Below are 17,201 nucleotides of genomic sequence, written 5' to 3' on the forward strand. Positions count from 1 at the left end.
TTGTGTTACTTCTTGTCGAGATGATCGCTGCGTGCGTGGGGATCTGACCGATGAACAGTGGCAGGTACTTGAGCCGCTTCTCCCGGACACGGCCAAGCGTGGTCGCCCGGTTGTATGGCCGAGACGCCAGCTCATCAACGGGATCAGATGGCGGGTGCGGACCGGTGCCCCATGGCGGGACATGCCCGCCGTCTACGGGCCCTGGCAGACCGTCTACGGCCTGTTTCGCCGCTGGCAGCGCGAAGGAGTCTGGATGCAGATCCTGGCCAGGCTGCAAGCCAGGGCTGATGCCGCCGGGCTGATCTGCTGGCAGGTCAACGTGGACTCCACCGTCTGCCGTGCGCATCAGCACGCGGCCGGCGCCCGCCGCGATGGCAACGCGCAAAGGCAACCGCCGGGCGGTATCAGCAGGCCGGAACCGGCTGATCACGCGCTCGGCCGTTCTCGCGGCGGGCTCACCACGAAGATCCACCTGGCCTGCGAGCAGCGGCAAAAGCCCTTGTCCATCCTCCTGACCGCCGGTCAGCGTGGAGACTCCCCGCAGTTCGCTGCGGTACTGGACGCCATCAAGGTGGCCCGGCTGGGTCCGGGCCGACCTCGCAGCCGACCCGAGCGGGTGCGCGGTGACAAGGCCTACTCCTCTCGGGCCAACCGCACCTACCTGCGTCGCCGCGGGATCCGCGCCACCATCCCCGAGCCCGCCGACCAGATCGCTCACCGTAAAAAGCGCGGCTCGGCCGGTGGCCGCCCGCCCGCCTTCGATACCGAGGACTACAAGGCCCGGCACGCGGTGGAGTGCGGCATCAACCGGCTCAAGCGCCACCGGGCGGTGGCCACCCGCTATGACAAGCTCGCCGTCCGCTTCGAGGCCACCGTCCAGATCGCCGTGATCGGTGAGTGGCTGTGACCAAGACCCCGCCCAAGGCTGGGATCCTAAAACCACCCGTTAGGGCAGGCGTAGGAGGCGACAGAAGGGACGAAGCGATGAGAAGCGACGACATCCGGCTGAAAGCCGAGACCGAGGGCGGCGAACTCATCGTGGAGCCATCCGAGGACGCTCTCCACGAAATGATCCTTGAGTTGTCCGCGCCCGACAACACCTTCGTCATCGTCGAGCCCGACGAGGACGACCCGGTCTGGTTCGCCTCGGTCTCCCGCCTCGATAACGGCACCTACGAGGTCGAATACCGCGATGCCGTCCGCAGTCGTCACCACCTCAACGTCGAGACCGATCCCAGCCGCATCGCCAACGACGTGACCTGCTGGAGCGCTGCAACCGCCCGGGCACACAGAGCTCTCAACCAAAACCAGCCCTCAACCGACTTCTGAAACAGGCCCTAGGTCGAACAGCAGCCGCCACGAGTTCCGCTTGCTCAGGCCGCTCGGTGCCACCCGCCCGCGAAGAATCTCCCCCCGCCGAAGCGCTTGTGCGCCGCCTGCTTTCCGACCCCGACGGCCTGCGCTATGTGCACCCATGACTCCCCTGTACGCGTACCCGGCGCACCTGGACGGCGGCCAGCCGATCGACCTGGCGGCGCAACTCGGCGGCGGCACGCAGCGCACGCAAAGGGTCGTCCCCTTCTGCTTCGGTCACCAGAGCCACGATTTCCCCATTCGTAAGGTCAACGTACGTTGACCACCCAAGGGGTCGTTCACATCGATGTCGACACCATTGACCGCGTCGATCCGCTGACCGTCCGCGTGAAAACCGTGTGTCGGTCCACGGGTTGTGATCATGGAAATCCCTCTCGCCGCCCACGGCCAGTAGCGACACTAGATGTCGAAAGACCAGGAAATCACCGGAGTTCGTGGCGTATGGGCGGAGCATGGGTGGTTCGATCACCGTGCTGACCGGGGACGCCGATCCGAGGACGACGGTCGAGGAGGCGGAGGCCTGGGGCCGGCACACCTCGGGGCGGTTCCGTATCAGGGTGTTTCCCGGTGGTCATTTCTTCCTCACCCGGCATCAGCAGGCGGTGAACGAGGAGATCGCCCGGGAACTCGGGGCGTAGTGCAGGAGACCGGGCATGCCGACGACGTATGGCAGGCACGGGCTGACCCTGAACCCGAGCCTCAGGCGTGCCAGGTGCGCCAGGCGTCGGCGATCATCTCGATAAGGCCCGATCGCTCGGGAAGCCAGCCGAGTTCTTTCACCGCGCGGCTGTTGTCGGCCGTGAGGATCTGCGGTTCCTGCTTGGGCGGCGCCTTTCGGACCGGTACCGGAAGGCCGGTCACAGCTTCCGCTGTCGCCACGACCTGCGCCATGCTGGACGCGGTGCCGCTCCCTATGTTGTAGACGCGGTGCTCGCCCACCTTCACGGCGGCGAGCGACAGCCGCATCGCTGTCACCACGTCGAGGATGTGGACGAAGTCGCGGACCGCGGATCCGTCGCCGTTGAGTGTGATGTACGGCAACTCGCCGGTGAGCGCGCGGAATACGTTCGGGATGATACGCGCGGTGTCGGTGTCGGTGCGCCCATTGGCCGCTCCGGCGATGTTGAAGCACCGAAGCGTGACCGCGCCAATCGCTCCAGTGGCGGCGTACGCCGCGACGAGTTGCTCCGCCCCGACCTTCGACGCCGCGTATGGGCTCTCCGGGTGGGGTTCCAGATCCTCGCCTATGGCACCGACGTGCTGCGAGCCGTAAACCTTGTCGATGGCGATGCGCGAGGGTGTGGTGCCGCGCACGTTGCATGTGGACGAGCCGTCCTCGCATGTGGACTGGAGCGAGGGCGCGGTCGAGCTGGTGGCCGAGGCGCGATCGTGGCCGGAGGCCGACCGTCCGCGCCGGGCCGCGGTGTCGTCGTTCGGGATCAGTGGCACCAACGCGCATGTGATCGTCGAGCAGGGCCCAGAGGACGAGCAGGTCACGGCCGAAGCGCAGGACCGGATGCCGGGTGTCGAGACGGTGCCGGTAGCGGATGTCGTCGTGGAGCCGCCGGTGGTTTCGGTGGTGGTGTCGGGTCGTACGGCGGAGGCGTTGCGGGCGCAGGCCGGGCGGCTGGTGTCGTATGTGGGCACCGATCCTGCTCTGGTGCTGAGCGATGTGGCGTTCTCGCTGGTGGCGACGCGGTCGGTGTTCGAGCATCGGGCGGTGGTGGTCGCGGCTGATCGTGAGGGTGTGCTGGCCGGGTTGGGTGCGCTGGCCGAGGAGCGGCCGGGTGCCGGTGTGATGCGCGGGGTGGCCGGGGTGGATCCGGAGCTGGCGGTGTTGTTCACCGGTCAGGGCAGTCAGCGGGTGGGGATGGGCCGGGAGTTGTATGACCGGTTCCCGGTGTTCGCGGCGGCGTTGGATGCGGTGATCGCGGAGCTGGATCCGCTGCTGGAGGGGTCGTTGCGGGAGGTGCTGTTCGCCGAGCCGGGGTCGGCCGGGGTTGAGGCGGGGTTGCTGGATCGGACGGGGTGGGCGCAGCCGGCGTTGTTCGCGCTTGAGGTGGCGTTGTTCCGGTTGGTGTCTTCGTGGGGGGTGCGGCCGGGTGTGCTGGCGGGGCATTCGATCGGGGAGATCACGGCTGCGCATGTGGCGGGGGTGCTGTCGTTGGCCGATGCGTGTGTGTTGGTGGCGGGTCGGGCGCGGTTGATGCAGGCGTTGCCTTCGGGTGGGGCGATGGTGGCGGTGGCGGCGTCGGAGGAGGAGGTCGTCGGGCTGCTGGCCGGGTGTGAGGGTGAGGTGTCGGTGGCGGCGGTGAACGGTCCGGCTTCGGTGGTGATCGCCGGGGTGTCGTCGTTCGGCATCAGCGGGACCAACGCACACGTGATCCTTGAGCAGGTGCCGCCGACCACGGATGCGGGAACCGGCCCGGCACACGGTTCGGTGCCAGGCGTCGTGCCGGGTGCGGTGCCCCTGTTGCTCTCGGGGAAGACGAGTGACGCGCTGCGGGCCCAGGCGGCACGCCTGCTGTCGCGGGCCCAGGACGATCCGGACGCCTCCCTGGTGGACATCGGCTTCTCGCTGGCGACGACCCGCTCGGCGTTCGAGCATCGGGCGGTGGTGCTGGCCGGTGACCGGGACGAGCTGCCGGCGAGCCTGGCGGCGGTGGTGGACGGGCATTCGGCGCCCGGAGTGGTCCACGGACGTGGCACGCGGCCGGGCAGGCTCGCGCTGCTGTTCACCGGGCAGGGTGCTCAACGGGCCGGAATGGGCCGTGGGTTGTACGAGCGGTTCCCGGTGTTCGCCGGCGCCTTCGACGCCGTGCTCGCCCACCTGGATCCCGAGCTGGACCACCCGCTGCGCGAGGTGATGTTCGGCGACACCGAACTGCTGAACCAGACCGGATACACCCAGCCGGCGCTGTTCGCGCTGGAGGTGGCGCTGTTCCGGCTGGTGGAGTCCTGGGGCGTCACGCCGGATTTCCTGTCCGGGCATTCGATCGGCGAGATCACGGCCGCGCACGTGTGGCCGCGGGCTCGTTCCTCACCGCGGACTTCCCCGCCGGCGCCTCTGACTCTTCGGGTCTTTCGACTCGTCCGGCTCCATCGGTTCCATGGACGTCGTCGCCGCGATGCGCGAGTCCACCGCCCGGGTTCTGGGCCTCCTGCAGCGCTGGCTCGCGGAAGACCGGTTCGGCGACACCCCCCTCATCGTGGTGACGCGCGGCGCGGTCACCGTCCCAGACCACGTCCCAGACCACGTCCCGGACCACGACCGCGTGATCGACCTGCCGGGGGCCGCCGTGTGGGGCCTGGTCCGTGCCGCGCAGGCGGAGGATCCCGGCCGGTTCGTGCTCGTCGATCTCGATGTGCCGGGGGAGCCGTCCAAAGCGCTGCTGTCGGCGGTGTTGGCCTGTGGTGAGCCGCAGGTCGTGGTGCGTGACGGGGTGCTGAGAGCGGCGCGCCTGGCGCCGGTGGCGCCGGGCGAGGACACCGTACGGCGATGGGACCCCGAGGGCACGGTGCTGATCACCGGTGGTACGGGCGGTCTCGGCGTCGAGGTGGCGCGGCATCTGGTGAGCGAGTACGGGGTACGGCATCTGCTGCTGGCAGGTCGCCGGGGGCCGGAGGCGCCGGGCGCCCCCGCGCTGCGGGCCGAGCTGGCCACGTACGGTGCCGAGGTCACCATCGCCACGTGCGACGTGTCCGATCGGGACGCGCTCGCCGGCCTGCTGGCCGCCGTACCCGCCGAGCATCCGCTGACCGCGGTCGTTCACGCGGCGGGGGTGCTGGACGACGCGACGATTCCCTCCCTGCGGCCTGAGCGGCTGGACACCGTGCTGTTGCCCAAGGCGGGTGCCGCCTGGTATCTGCACGAGCTCACCCAGGGCATGGATCTCGCCGCGTTCGTGATCTTCTCGTCGGTGGCCGGCCTGGCCGGCGGCGCGGGGCAGGGCAACTACGCCGCGGCCAACGCCTTCCTCGACGGTCTGGCCCACCACCGGCGGGCCGCCGGGCTGCCCGCGATGTCGCTGGCCTGGGGGCCCTGGGCGCAGGACACCGGGATGACCGGTGGCATGACCGGCGGGCTTGACGACACCGATCGGCGGCGGATGTCGCGCGCGGGTATTCGCCCGCTGTCGGTGAGGCAGGGGCTTTGGCTGTTCGACGCGGCCGTCGCCGTGGACCGCCCGGTGCTGGCGCCGGTCCGGCTCGATCTGCCGGCGCTGCGGGGCCTGGTGTCCGCCAGGCGCCGTACGGCCACGGGCGGGCGGCGACAGAAACCGGACACCCTGGTGCGCAGTCTGACCGCTCTCGGTGCCGCCGAGCGTGCCGAGGTGCTCCTGGATCTCGTGCGTGCCCAGGTGGCGGGTGTGCTCGGGCATGCCCGAGCCGACTCCGTCGAACCGGACCGCGCCCTCAAGGAGCTGGGCTTCGACTCGCTCACCGCCGTCGAGCTGCGCAACCGGTTGAACGGCGCCACCGGGTTGCGCCTGCCGGTCACCCTGGTGTTCGACCACCCCACGCCGCTCGCTCTGGTGGACCACCTGCTCGACCGGCTCGGCCTGACCGAGCAGACGGGGTCCGCGGCGCTCCTGGCCGAGCTCGCGAAACTGGAGAAGGCCTTCGGCGAGATGACCGTCGACATCGATGTGCACAAGCAGGTCGCGGCGCGGCTGGACATTCTGAAGACCAAATGGGCGGCGCTGTCGCACGATTCCGGCGACATGGAGTTCGACCTCGATTCGGCCACGGACAGCGAGATGTTCGAGATCCTCGACAACGAGCTCGGCTTGTCGTGAATTCATCACCATTCCGGATCATGCGGGGGCTGACCACATCATGAAGGCGCGAAATCTGCTCGCGGTAGGCGACCTGCATGTCGCCTACGCCGAGAGTCGACGCTTCGTCGAAGGGTCCCGGCCCCGCTCGGAGGAGGACCGGCTGATCGTCGCGGGTGATGTCGACCACCCGGTCGTCCCCGTCAGTCACCATCCACCGGTACGTGAGCCCACCCGCGTCCTGCGCTGTCCGGAGTTCGCCCAGTGGTGCGGCACCCAGCGGACCGCCGACTGGCACCTCAAGCACCGGGCGGCCGTGGTCGGGTACGGCCACCCGCACATACCACGCACGACGTGGCACGACGGAGTTCGCTTCGAGGCGGTTTCGTGGGGACACCCGCGGGAGTGGCGCCGACGGGGTGGGACCCCCCGTCCGGCGCGGTCGATCATTCTGGCCCCCGAACTCACGTCATGATCGAGGACCTGCTGCCCGGCGAGATCATGTCGTCGGAGGCGTTCGACGACTCGCGGCCATGCGCCCTGTTCCTCGCCGAGGAGGCGGTGATCAGCGGGGCGGTGGAGAAGCGTCGCCGCGAGTTCACCACGGCGCGCTGGTGCGCCCGCGACGCCCTGAGGCGCCTGGGTCACCCGCTGGTACCCGTGGTGCCGGGCGCGAAGGGCGCGCCGGTCTGGCCCCCCGGTGTCGTCGGCAGCATCACCCACTGCGCCGGATACCGTGCCGCCGCCGTCGCCTGGTCCGATGACATCACGACCCTGGGGATCGACGCCGAGCCGAACAAGCCGCTGCCCCCCGGCATCCTGGAGACCATCGCGGTCGACGACGAGTCGCGCTGGGTGACGGATTTCCTGCGGCACGATCCGTCGGCGAGGTGGGACCGACTGCTGTTCAGCGCCAAGGAGTCCGTTTACAAGGCGTGGTTCCCGCTGGCCCCGCGGCGGGAACCACGCCTCGACTTCACCGAGGCGTCGATCACCTTCGATCCGGTCGGGGGCGGTTTCCTGGCCCGGCTGCTGGTCGAGGGGCCGAGACTGCGCGACGGCAGCGAGTTGCGGGAGTTCTCCGGCCGCTGGCTGGTACGCGGGGGTCTGGTGATCACGGCCATCGCGGTCGTGGCCACCCCCCCGGACGCGTGGGACACCACGGGAACCTCGGACGTGGTGGACGCTTCGGACGACCGGGATCCTCTCTAGCTCAGTGACGCCGAGCAAGGTCAAATCCGCCTCTGACCGGCGAGCCGCTCACGGACACGGTGGCGACGGACTTGCGCATGTCGTTCTCCCGGAGGTCAGACGGCGACGAGGTCGGTCAGATGGGCGAGCATCCGTTCGGCGTCGGGCTCGACGCCGGTGAAGAGGCGCAAGGAGTGCGCGGCCTGGAAGACCACCATGCCCCCGCCGTCGAGAGTGCGGCAGCCGAGCCGGCGCGCCCGGCGCAGCAGCTCTGTCTCCAGCGGGCGGTAGACCACGTCGGCGACCCACAGGTCGGGGTGGAGCAGCTCGGCGGGTACCGGCGTTCCGGGGTAAGCGGCCATCCCGGTAGGTGTCGCGTTGACCAGACCGTCCGCGCCGCCGAGCAGCCCGGCCAGCTCGCCGAGGGGTGCGGCGCGGGCACGTCCACTGCCGAAACGGCGCTCCAGCTCGGTGGCCAGCGACTCCGCCCGCGCCGGTAGCGCGTCGGCGAGGACGATCTGCTCGGCGCCGAGCGTCAGCAGCGCGTGTCCGACCGCCGCCCCCGCGCCGCCCGCGCCGAGCTGCACGATCCGGCGGGTGACCGCGTCCGGCAGGCCCCGGGTGAACGACCGGGCGAATCCGGTCCAGTCGGTGTTGTGCCCGATGGCACGCTCCCCGTCGAAGGTCACGGTGTTGACGGCGCCGAGCGTCGCGGCGTCCGGTGACAGTCCGTCGAGGTGCTCGATGACCGTCTGCTTGCACGGGTGGGTGATGTTGAGCCCGGTGTAGCCGAGTCGCCGGGCCGTCCGTACCAGGTCACCGGCCGCGGCGGCGTCCAGTCCCAGCGGGGTGATGTCGATGATCCGGTAGAGGTAGCGGAGGCCGTGGTGGTCGGCCTCCCGCTCGTGCAGGGCGGGGCTGAGGGAGGGGCCGACGCCTGAGCCGATCAGCCCGATCAGGTGTGAGGTCATCCTGGTGTTCTCTCCACTGGCCGGGACAGACGGGCGAGTCGAGGACGTGGCCGCCAGGGCGTCGCGCGACGCCGTCGACGTGTGGCCGTGACCGGCGGTGTTGACCGCGACGCCGCCGGTGTGCTCTCGGGTACGGCCTTGATCGGCACCGATCCGTACGGGCGTTCCCGCGGCGGGGGACGGGGGGCGGTCACGTCGTGCTCCTTCGCGAATGCCCCGATGCGAGCAACGAGGCGATCGGCGTTTTTTTGGGGGGTGGGTCGCCTCGTCGGCCGCGGGATTCTGCGTTCGCTGGTCAGCCGCTGGAAGGTGCCCGCCGAGATGACGACCGGGTTACGAACCAGATGGTTAATTAATGCGGCGGTTACGTATGGTCAGGGTGACCCGGGTCACCTGTCAAGAGCCGTAAGGGCGTTTGGTCGGGGCGGTCGGGCCGGGCCGACCGGGTGGCGGCTGCTCCGGCGCGCTCTGTCGTTCGGACCGTTGGCAGGGGCTCCCGAGAGGGGGTGCCCCTGCGGCGTTCTGGCAGCCAACCCGATGGAGAGTCTTCCGAAACTTTCATTTCCTTGATTGCGCACTTCCAGGTCAGCTCGATGTGAGTTTTCCAGCCTTTGGTGACTGAAATATTTCTGTGATGCTCAGAACGTTTCGAGAAGAGGAGAGCAGATGAAACGACTCCTGGGCATCGTGGCGGCGTTGCTCGTCGCCGTCGGCCTGATGACGGCGCCGCCCGCCGGGGCCGCCTCGCTCGTCGAGGTGACAGGCTTCGGTACGAACCCGACCAACCTCCGCATGCACCTGTACGTCCCGAACAACGTCACCGCGCGTCCCGCGATCCTGGTGGCCGTGCACTACTGCACCGGGTCGGGGCCGGCGTTCCACTCCGGCACCGAGTTCGCGTCGCTGGCCGATCGGTACGGCTTCATCGTCATCTACCCGTCGGCCACCCGCAGCGGCTCCTGTTTCGACGTCTACTCACCCGGAGCCCTCACCCGCAACGGCAACAGCGACCCCGTCGGCATCGTGTCGATGGTCAACTACGTGACGTCCCGCTACAACGCCGACACCGGCCGGGTGTTCGTCACCGGTGCCTCCTCCGGGGGCATGATGACCAACGTCCTGCTGGGTGACTACCCCGACGTGTTCAAGGCCGGGGCGGCGTTCATGGGCGTGCCGTTCGGCTGCTTCGCCACGACCGACGGCTCGACGTGGAACAGTGCCTGCGCCAACGGGCAGGTGACGAAGACGCCGCAACAGTGGGGAGACCTGGTCCGCGGCGCCTATCCGGGCTACTCGGGGGCGCGCCCGAGGATGCAGGTCTGGCACGGCACCGAGGACACGACGCTGCGCTACCCGAACTTCACCGAGGAGATCAAACAGTGGACCAACGTCCACGGCCTCTCCCAGACCCCCACCTCCACCGACAAGCCCCAGCCGACCTGGACCCGCACCCGGTACGGCTCCGCCGTCGAGGCCATCAGCCTCCAGGGGGTGGGGCACAACCTGCCGCTGGGCGGCCAGGCCGCGATGGTCATCTCGTTCTTCGGCCTGGACGGCACGACCCCCACGCCGACTCCCACGCCGACTCCCACCCCCGGAACCGCGCCCTGCCGGGTCGCCTACACCACCAACGCGTGGAACACCGGCCTCACGGCCTCGGTGACCGTCACCAACACCGGCACCTCCGCGATCAACGGCTGGACCCTGGCCTTCACGCTTCCTTCGGGCCAGACCGTCACCTCGGCGTGGAACGCCACGATCACGCCCGCGAGCGGCGCCGTGACCGCGAGGAACATGAGCTACAACGCGGCCATCCCGGCGGGTGGTTCGACCTCGTTCGGCTTCCAGGCCGGCCACACCGGCAACACCGGTGTACCGGCATCGTTCACCCTCAACGGCACGAACTGCACCGCCTGATATCCGGCGGACCGCGGCCGTCGGGCTGATCGGCACACTGCTCGCTCACCGGGCATCGTCATCGGCGAGGCCCAGTGAGCGGACCGGATCAGTTGTCGCGGTCCCCCGCATCCGGCACTCGGCTCATCGCATGGTTCGACGGCCTGCCACGTCGGCTGAGGTCGGCACACCGGCTTCGCCCGTCGCCATGCCCCGGTGCGTGGGCGGAATCTCGTGCCGCCCACGGCGCCGGGGGTGTCGGTTCAGGTGAGGGCGCGCCGGAGGGCGTCGATCCGGCCGGCCCAGATTCGCTTGGAGAGGGCCGCCTCGGAGGCGAAGGTCTCCGAGGCGTGGTAGCTGCCCGGGTTGACACGGAGCTCGGTCGGGACGCCGGCCTGCATGAGCCGCTGCGCGAACGCGATGTCCTCGTCCCGGAACAGGTCGACGGTGCCGACGTCGATGAAGGCCGGGGGGAGGCCGGTCAGGTCCTCGGCGCGTGCCGGGGCCGCGTACCGGTCGGCCTCCTTGCCGCCGAGGTACCAGGCCCAGGCCTCGATGTTGCCGGCGCGGTCCCAGATCCCGATGTCGGTGATCTCATGGCTCGACGGAGTCTCGTTGCGGTCGTCGAGCATCGGGTAGATCGGCATCATGAACGAGAGCGCCGGGCCGCCGCGGTCCCGCGCCAGGAGCGCCGTGCCGATGGTCAGCCCGCCACCCGCGCTGGCGCCGTAGATCGCCAGGCGTTCCGGGGCGACACCCAGCTCACCGGCGTTCTTCGCCATCCACACCAGGCCCGCGTAGCAGTCCTCGACCGGGGCGGGATGGGGATGCTCGGGGGCGAGGCGGTACTCGACGGAGACCACGACGGCGCCGACCTGGTCGCAGATCATCGTCGCGTTGGCGTCCTCCCCCGCGATGTCGCCGAGGATCATGCCGCCACCGTGGATGTAGTAGATGCCGGGCAGCGTGCCGGACGCGTTGACCGGCCGGTAGATCCGTACGGTGATGTCGGGCTCCCCGTCGGGACCGGGGACGGTCAGGTCCTCCTTGGTGACGTTGGGGTTCTCGGGCACCTCAAGGGCGCCCATCATGCCCTCGACGGTGGCTCGGCGCTGGACGATGTCGGGGATGGCGTTGAAGCCGCCGGGCAACATCCCGAGCAGCCCGTCCAGGGGAACGCGGGATTCGGGGTCGATCAGGTCACGACGGGACATGGGCCCTCCATGGGGACACGAAGCCGGTGAACGGTGGAGTGGTTGGGGATCGGTGGCGGGGGCGGTGCCTGTTCACCTGTTTTCCCGATCAGGGGGTGACCACCCCGCCTCAGGGACACTCGGGGGTTTCGGTCAGCCGGAGAGGACGAAGCCGTCGTAGCCCTGGGCGGCGACCTCGTCACACTTCTTGCGGTACTCCCCGACCCCACCGGCATAGGGCATGAAGACCCGGGGCTTGCCCGGCACGTTGGCTCCCATGTACCAGGAGTTCGCCTTGGGGTAGAGGGTGAAGCCGGCGATGAGGTTGACGTGGTCCACCCAGGCGTCCTGGGCCTCCGGAGTGGGCTCGATCGTCCGCAGGCCTCGCTGGTCGAGGTGCTCGATCGCGTCGACCACCCAGTCGACGTGCTGCTCGATCGAGACGACCATGTTCGAGAGCACCGACGGGCTGCCCGGTCCGGTGATCATGAACATGTTCGGGAAGCCCGCGGAGCTGATCCCGAGGTAGGTGCGGGGGCCGGCGCTCCATGCCTCCTTGAGTGAGGCTCCGCCCCGGCCGCGAATGTCGACGTTCGTCAGCGCCCCGGTCATCGCGTCGAACCCGGTCGCGTAGACGATCGCGTCGAACGCGTACTCCCCGTCAGAGGTGCGGACGCCCTTTTTGGCGATCTCCACGAGAGGCGTGCGTCGCAGGTTGACCAGGTGTACGTTCTCGCGGTTGTACGTCTCGTAGTAGCCGGTGTCCAGGCAGGGGCGCTTGGTCCCGACGGGGTACTCGGGGCAGAGGTCCGCGGCGGTCCGCGGGTCCTCGACGAGTTGGTGGATCTTGCGGTGGATGAACCGCTTCGCCGTGTCGTTGGCCTCCTGGTCGATGCTGAGATCGGCGTACGAGGTCAGCAGGTTGACCAGGCTGCCGCTCTCCCAGGCCCCCTCGAAGACGGCGTCGCGCTCCTCGTCGGAGACCTCGAGGGCGGACGTCGTGGTGACCGGTGTGGGGACCCCGAATCCGGACTCCTTCTGGGCCTGGCGGAAGGCCCGGTAGTTCGCCTTCATGTCGGCGATCTCGTCCGGGCGCAGCCCGCGGTTACGGGCCGGGAGGCTGTAGGCCGGGGTGCGCTGGAAGACGGTGAGGTCGGCGGCCTGCTCGGCGATGACGGGGATCGACTGCACGCCGGAGGACCCGGTGCCGATGATCCCGACTCGCATGCCGGTGAAGTCCACGCTCTCGTGCGGCCAGTGCGCGGTGTGGTAGGTGGCGCCCTCGAAGCTGCCGAGGCCGGGGATCTCCGGCAGCTTCGAGGACGACAGGCAGCCGGTGGCCATGACGAGGAATCGGGCGGTGACGGCGTCCCCCCGCTCGGTGCGCACCAGCCAGGTCCCGCTCCGTTCCTGGTAGTCGGCCGCCCGCACGCGCGTTCCGAAGAAGATGTCCCGGCGCAGGTCGAACCGGTCGGCGACGTGCTGCGCGTACCGGAGGATCTCAGGCTGGGTCGGGTAGCGCTCCTGCCACTCGTACTCCTGCTCGAGGTCTGAGGAGAACGAATAGGAGTACGCCAGGCTCTCCACGTCCACCCGGGCGCCGGGATAGCGGTTCCAGTACCAGGTGCCGCCGACGTCGGTGCCGGCCTCGAACACGACCGCGGACAGGTTCATCTCGCGGAGTTCGTGCAGCAGGTACATGCCCGAGAAGCCGGCGCCGACGACGACGACGTCGACGGAGGAGGGCAGGGTGCGTGAGTCGGACTGCGCGCCGTGGCTGGGTGCGGACATTCGTCCTCCTGAGGTGCGGGGGTGGTGAGGCGGTGTGCGTCGCGACCTCATCACGACGCCGTTCGGCCCGCAGGGCGTGCGTCATCGCCCTGCGGCGGGGGAGGGCGACGACGTCCGTCGTCGCATGCTCGGCCGGCTGTGGTGGTGGGGAATGGCCTGTGCCCGAAGCGTCACGGTGGACGGGGGTGTCCGTGACGGAGTGAGGGGCGGCGGTCTCAGGGCTTCCCGGCCAGGTGGCCGTCGGGCGCTGAGATGACGTGGTCCGTGCCGGCGTCGCTATCCGGCAGGAGGCTGACTGTGGTGAGGAACTCGTGCGGGTGGCGGCTCTCCGCCACGGGGCACCATCTGGCTCAGGAGTGCGGTCGCCGCCCCGTCGCGATCAGGGAGACATCACGTATCTGCTATCTGGAAGTTACATCAATGTAAAATGCATTCTGCGAAGAGTCAACGGTTTGAAGGGGTTATGTCCTGCCGCAAATCCATGGCTCGGGGCGTATCTAACATCCGCTCGATCAGTCTCCGGGTGGGATCGTAGGATGGCGGCGTCGGCTTCCTCCTGACCGAGAGCGTTCCCATGTCCTTTGCGGTACCGCTGACGCGGAAAGAGGCGGTCCTGCGCAGGCTGCGGGAGGAGATCATCACCGGTCTGCTGAAACCCGGTGCGTTGATCAAGGACGCGGAGATCGCGGCTCGGCTGGGCGTGAGCATCACCCCGGTGCGGGAGGCGGTCACCCAGCTCGCCGCCGAAGGTCTGATCGACATCTCGCCCAACCGGACGCGGCAGGTCACCCGGGTGACCCAGAAGAGCGCGCTCGAGTTGATCGACGTGATGATGGTGCTGGCCTGTGCCGGTTTCGAGTGGGGCATGGAGAACGTCACCGATGAGCACATCGCCACCCTGCGCGTCAAGCTCGGCGAGTTCGCCGAGGGGCTGCGGCAGGGCAACGTGACGGCCGCCGCCGCGGCGGGGGCGGACTTCAGCACGGTGGTCATCATGGCGAGCGGCAACCGGGAACTGCAGACCCATGTCGACCTGGTGGTCACCCGTACCCTGCGGGTGCTGGCCCTCACCGCCGAGAGCGACGTGTGGCGCGTGTGGCTGGACGGCTACCGGCAGACCTTGGAACTGCTCGAACAGGGCGACCGCGCCGGGGCCGTCGAGCGGTACCGGCAGATCTACCGCGACTATCGGCAGCGGGTGGAGACCCTGCTGTTCGACGAGGATCACTGACGCAGGTAGGCGGCAAGGACCTGTCGGGCGTGGGCCTCGCTCGTGATCAGGGTGCGGTCGGGGGCGTCGCGCGCCGTGGTCCCACGTCACCGCGACGAATCGGCGCTGCCAGGCCGGCCGGGTGCCGGGCGTGACCGGAGAGATCTCCCGCCGGCGGTGACGGATGTCAGCGTGGACACCGGCGACACCGAGCGCGTCCGTCAGGAAGGCTGACATGCCGGCTAGTTAGATTCTGACTCTATTTAAGGGTGGAGTGCGAGGTGTCGGGTGAGGATGCATCACCTTTGCAGGTAGCAACTTGATCCGAGTTTTCTCGAATGCCTCGGGTATTGACAGTAGTAGAATCTAATTTCACTATAGCTCCACGGAGTCTCGCCTGCTGTGCCGGCCGCCCCCCGGGCGTGGTCACCGCGGCCGGCGTGCCCCAGGTACTGATCGTCCGGGCTACCGCCCGCATGCGACAGGGAGTGGAGAATGAGCCTCATCACCGGCACCGAGGGCAGTTCGTCATCGCGCTTGGACAACGACGCCTCTGGGGGGCATCCACTCGATTCGATGTTCGCGCCGCGCGGGATCGCGATCGTCGGGGCGAGTGATCGTTCGGGCTGGTCCCGTTACACCTATGCCAACCTCGTGCAGGCGGGATACCCCCACCCCATCCATCTCGTCAATCACAAGGGTGATCAGGTCCATGGTCAGCCGACCGTCAGGTCCCTTGAGGAGATCGACGGTCATGTCGATCTGGCCTATGTGCTGACCGGTCCCGACTCGCTGCCGGGCATCATGGAGGGCGCGGCGGCGAAGGGGATCGTCAATCTCGTCGTCATCGCCGCAGGTTTCGGGGAGATGGGCGAGGAGGGGGCCGAACGCGAGCGCGCTCTGGCCGCCCGCGCGAACGAACTCGGCCTGCGCATCCTGGGACCGAACAATCTCGGCTTCATCAACGCGGCCGCCGCGACGATGCCGTGGAGTCAGATGCTGCCGTGGCCGATGGAGACCGGTGGTGTCGGGGTCCTCTCGCAGAGCGGCGCGCTTGGTATCTTCCTGCTCAACTACCTGCAGAGCCGGGATGTGGGCATCAGCCATCTGGTCACGCTGGGCAACGAGGCGATGATCACGATCGCCGAGGGCATCGACTACCTGCTGGCGCAGGAGTCCACGAAGGTCATCGCGTTGTACCTGGAATCGGTACGCCACCCCGAGGCGTTCGTCGACGCCGCCCGCCGGGCGCTGGAAGCCGGCGTGCCCATCGTCGCGTACAAGGCGGGGCGCGGTGAGGTGGGCGCCAAGGTGACGGCTGCGCACACCGGAGCGCTCGCCGGTGACGACAGGGTGTTCGACGCGGCCTTCCGGCAGCTCGGGGTCATCCGTGTCGACTCCATCGAGGACCTGGTGGCCACGTCCGGGCTGCTCGCCGAGTATGGGGAGATCCCCGGGCGCAGGGCCGCCTTCGTGACGGGGTCCGGAGCGATGTGCGGGGTGATCGGCGATGTCGCCGAGGTGAACGGCGTGCAGCTGCCCGACCTCGCCGACTCCACGGTGACGGCGCTGCGGGAGAGCGGGTTGCCGGACTTCGCGACGGCGCAGAACCCGCTCGACACCACCGGGTACGTCGTGATCAAGCCCGACCTGCTGCCGCTGTGCGAGAAGGTCGTCTCGAAGGACCCGGGCATCGACGTCCTGGTGATCAACGGGTCGGCCCCGGCCACCCCCGAGGCGGCCGCGTTCATGGCCGGGAGCGTCGAGTGGCGCAAGGAGCTGGCGGACACGAGCCCGGTTCCCGTCATCCCCATGGAGTTCCTGCCCACCGAGCGCACCCTGTTCGCGCGTGAGTTCCGCCGCTCGTCGGGCAGTTCATACGTGCTGGAGTCCTTCGCCCGGGGCATCCCCGCCCTTGCCAAGGCGATGTGGTGGTCCGAGAAGCGCAGGGAGATCGCGCAGCCGCGGGCCGGCTCCTCGCCGGCCGTGGAGATCGAGGGCGGCGCCGGCGGTCGCTGGTCCGAGCGCCAGGTCGTCGAACTACTGGCCGGCGCAGGGGTGCCCGTCGTTCCCCAGCGCCTGGTGCGGAGCGCCGAGGAGGCCGAGCGCGCGGCCGAGGCGATGCCGCTTCCCCTGGTGATGAAGGTCTCGTCCGCCGATATCGCGCACAAGACGGATGTCGGCGGGGTCGTCCTCGGCCTGAGCTCGCCGGGTGAGGTGCGCGAGGCGTTCGAGCGGATGATGGACACGGTGCGGTCGCACGTGCCGGACGCCGACATCGAGGGCGCGGTCCTCAGCCCGATGCGCCCCGACGGCGTCGACCTGCTGGTGGGCTTCGTCCGTGACTCCGTATGGGGCCTCACGCTCGTCGTCGGCCTCGGCGGCGTCTGGGTGGAGGTTCTCAAGGACACCGCGATCAGGCTGCTGCCCGTCGATCGTGACGAGGTCAGGGCCATGCTCGCGGAGTTGAAGAGCTATCCCCTGCTCACGGGGGCTCGTGGCGGAGCGGTGGTGGACCTGGAGAAGCTGGCCGACGCCATCTGCCGGCTCGCCGACGTCGCGCTGGCGCTCGGCGACCGGATCACGGAGATGGAGGTCAATCCGCTGCGGGTCTCCGGCGAGGGCGTCGAGGTCCTGGACGCGATGGTCGTCTGGGACGAGGGCTGAGGTTCCGGCAGACCGGACGCAGCTCACGAGTCAGCGGGGCGGTGCCGCCGAAGGCGGCGGCACCGCCCCACCCGACGTCGCCCCTCGGCGTCCGACCGATGAAACGACCCCCCTGCTCTGGCAGGGGGGT

14 protein-coding genes and 1 pseudogene are annotated in these 17,201 nt (G+C 69.2%); 11 read left to right on the forward strand and 4 right to left on the reverse strand.

The genetic code is table 11. From position 1 onward, the window contains the following. The first annotated feature begins 31 nt into the window (after positions 1-31). From ACQP0P_RS17945 to ACQP0P_RS17960, 4 genes are all read left to right on the forward strand, one after another. Complete coding sequence (locus ACQP0P_RS17945) at positions 32-907, forward strand: IS5 family transposase (RefSeq protein WP_433378005.1); 876 nt, start codon at positions 32-34, stop codon at positions 905-907. A 77-nt stretch (positions 908-984) separates the two neighbouring features. Then, positions 985-1,329 carry a hypothetical protein gene (locus tag ACQP0P_RS17950; protein WP_433378008.1) on the forward strand — a complete coding sequence of 115 codons (345 nt, stop codon included), beginning with the start codon at positions 985-987 and terminating at the stop codon, positions 1,327-1,329. Between the two features lie 145 nt (positions 1,330-1,474). Next, positions 1,475-1,636 carry a hypothetical protein gene (locus ACQP0P_RS17955; RefSeq protein ID WP_350930096.1) on the forward strand — a complete coding sequence of 54 codons (162 nt, stop codon included), beginning with the start codon at positions 1,475-1,477 and terminating at the stop codon, positions 1,634-1,636. A 190-nt stretch (positions 1,637-1,826) separates the two neighbouring features. Next, on the forward strand, positions 1,827-2,012 hold the full coding sequence (locus tag ACQP0P_RS17960) for a thioesterase II family protein (protein ID WP_433378011.1): 186 nt from the start codon (positions 1,827-1,829) through the stop codon (positions 2,010-2,012). 61 nt (positions 2,013-2,073) lie between these two features. Here ACQP0P_RS17960 and ACQP0P_RS17965 read toward each other — a convergent pair whose 3' ends face one another. Further along, the gene (locus ACQP0P_RS17965) at positions 2,074-2,688 is read right to left on the reverse strand and encodes a GDP-mannose 4,6-dehydratase (RefSeq protein ID WP_433378013.1); all 615 of its coding nucleotides are present in this window, start codon (positions 2,686-2,688) and stop codon (positions 2,074-2,076) included. On the opposite strand from ACQP0P_RS17965, the pseudogene ACQP0P_RS17970 reads away from it, so the two are divergent. The 4 genes and pseudogenes from ACQP0P_RS17970 to ACQP0P_RS17985 form a co-directional block, all read left to right on the forward strand. Further along, positions 2,663-4,336, forward strand: a pseudogene (locus tag ACQP0P_RS17970) (acyltransferase domain-containing protein); the annotation flags it as partial. The gene ACQP0P_RS17965 and the pseudogene ACQP0P_RS17970 sit on opposite strands and share 26 nt — an antisense overlap. Before the next feature lie 166 nt (positions 4,337-4,502). Then, a complete protein-coding gene (locus ACQP0P_RS17975; RefSeq protein ID WP_433381942.1) occupies positions 4,503-6,173 on the forward strand; it encodes a type I polyketide synthase in 1,671 nt (556 codons plus the stop codon). Positions 6,174-6,213: 40 nt separating this feature from the next. Beyond that, positions 6,214-6,627, forward strand: coding sequence for a hypothetical protein (locus tag ACQP0P_RS17980; protein ID WP_433378016.1), 414 nt, complete (start codon positions 6,214-6,216; stop codon positions 6,625-6,627). Beyond that, on the forward strand, positions 6,624-7,364 hold the full coding sequence (locus ACQP0P_RS17985) for a 4'-phosphopantetheinyl transferase family protein (protein WP_433378019.1): 741 nt from the start codon (positions 6,624-6,626) through the stop codon (positions 7,362-7,364). Before ACQP0P_RS17980 ends, ACQP0P_RS17985 begins: the two co-directional genes overlap by 4 nt. Positions 7,365-7,459: 95 nt before the next feature. On the opposite strand, the gene ACQP0P_RS17990 is transcribed toward ACQP0P_RS17985, so the two are convergent. Further along, complete coding sequence (locus ACQP0P_RS17990; RefSeq protein ID WP_433378022.1) at positions 7,460-8,314, reverse strand: shikimate dehydrogenase; 855 nt, start codon at positions 8,312-8,314, stop codon at positions 7,460-7,462. A gap of 666 nt (positions 8,315-8,980) precedes the next feature. Here ACQP0P_RS17990 and ACQP0P_RS17995 point away from each other — a divergent pair. Further along, the gene (locus tag ACQP0P_RS17995; protein WP_433378025.1) at positions 8,981-10,231 is read left to right on the forward strand and encodes an extracellular catalytic domain type 1 short-chain-length polyhydroxyalkanoate depolymerase; all 1,251 of its coding nucleotides are present in this window, start codon (positions 8,981-8,983) and stop codon (positions 10,229-10,231) included. Between the two features lie 242 nt (positions 10,232-10,473). On the opposite strand, the gene ACQP0P_RS18000 is transcribed toward ACQP0P_RS17995, so the two are convergent. After that, positions 10,474-11,424, reverse strand: a complete 951-nt coding sequence (locus ACQP0P_RS18000; protein WP_433378028.1) for an alpha/beta hydrolase — start codon at positions 11,422-11,424, stop codon at positions 10,474-10,476. A gap of 132 nt (positions 11,425-11,556) precedes the next feature. Next, positions 11,557-13,194: a flavin-containing monooxygenase gene (locus ACQP0P_RS18005; protein WP_433378031.1), complete on the reverse strand. Its 1,638-nt coding sequence runs from the start codon at positions 13,192-13,194 to the stop codon at positions 11,557-11,559. A 574-nt stretch (positions 13,195-13,768) separates the two neighbouring features. On the opposite strand from ACQP0P_RS18005, the gene ACQP0P_RS18010 reads away from it, so the two are divergent. Both ACQP0P_RS18010 and ACQP0P_RS18015 read left to right on the forward strand, forming a co-directional pair. Continuing rightward, on the forward strand, positions 13,769-14,425 hold the full coding sequence (locus ACQP0P_RS18010) for a GntR family transcriptional regulator (RefSeq protein ID WP_433378034.1): 657 nt from the start codon (positions 13,769-13,771) through the stop codon (positions 14,423-14,425). Positions 14,426-14,899: 474 nt separating this feature from the next. Further along, positions 14,900-17,071, forward strand: a complete 2,172-nt coding sequence (locus tag ACQP0P_RS18015; protein ID WP_433378037.1) for an acetate--CoA ligase family protein — start codon at positions 14,900-14,902, stop codon at positions 17,069-17,071. Positions 17,072-17,201 lie beyond the last annotated feature (130 nt).

This window comes from Streptosporangium sp. CA-115845, assembly GCF_050943795.1.
Classification (GTDB): Bacteria; Actinomycetota; Actinomycetes; order Streptosporangiales; family Streptosporangiaceae; genus Streptosporangium.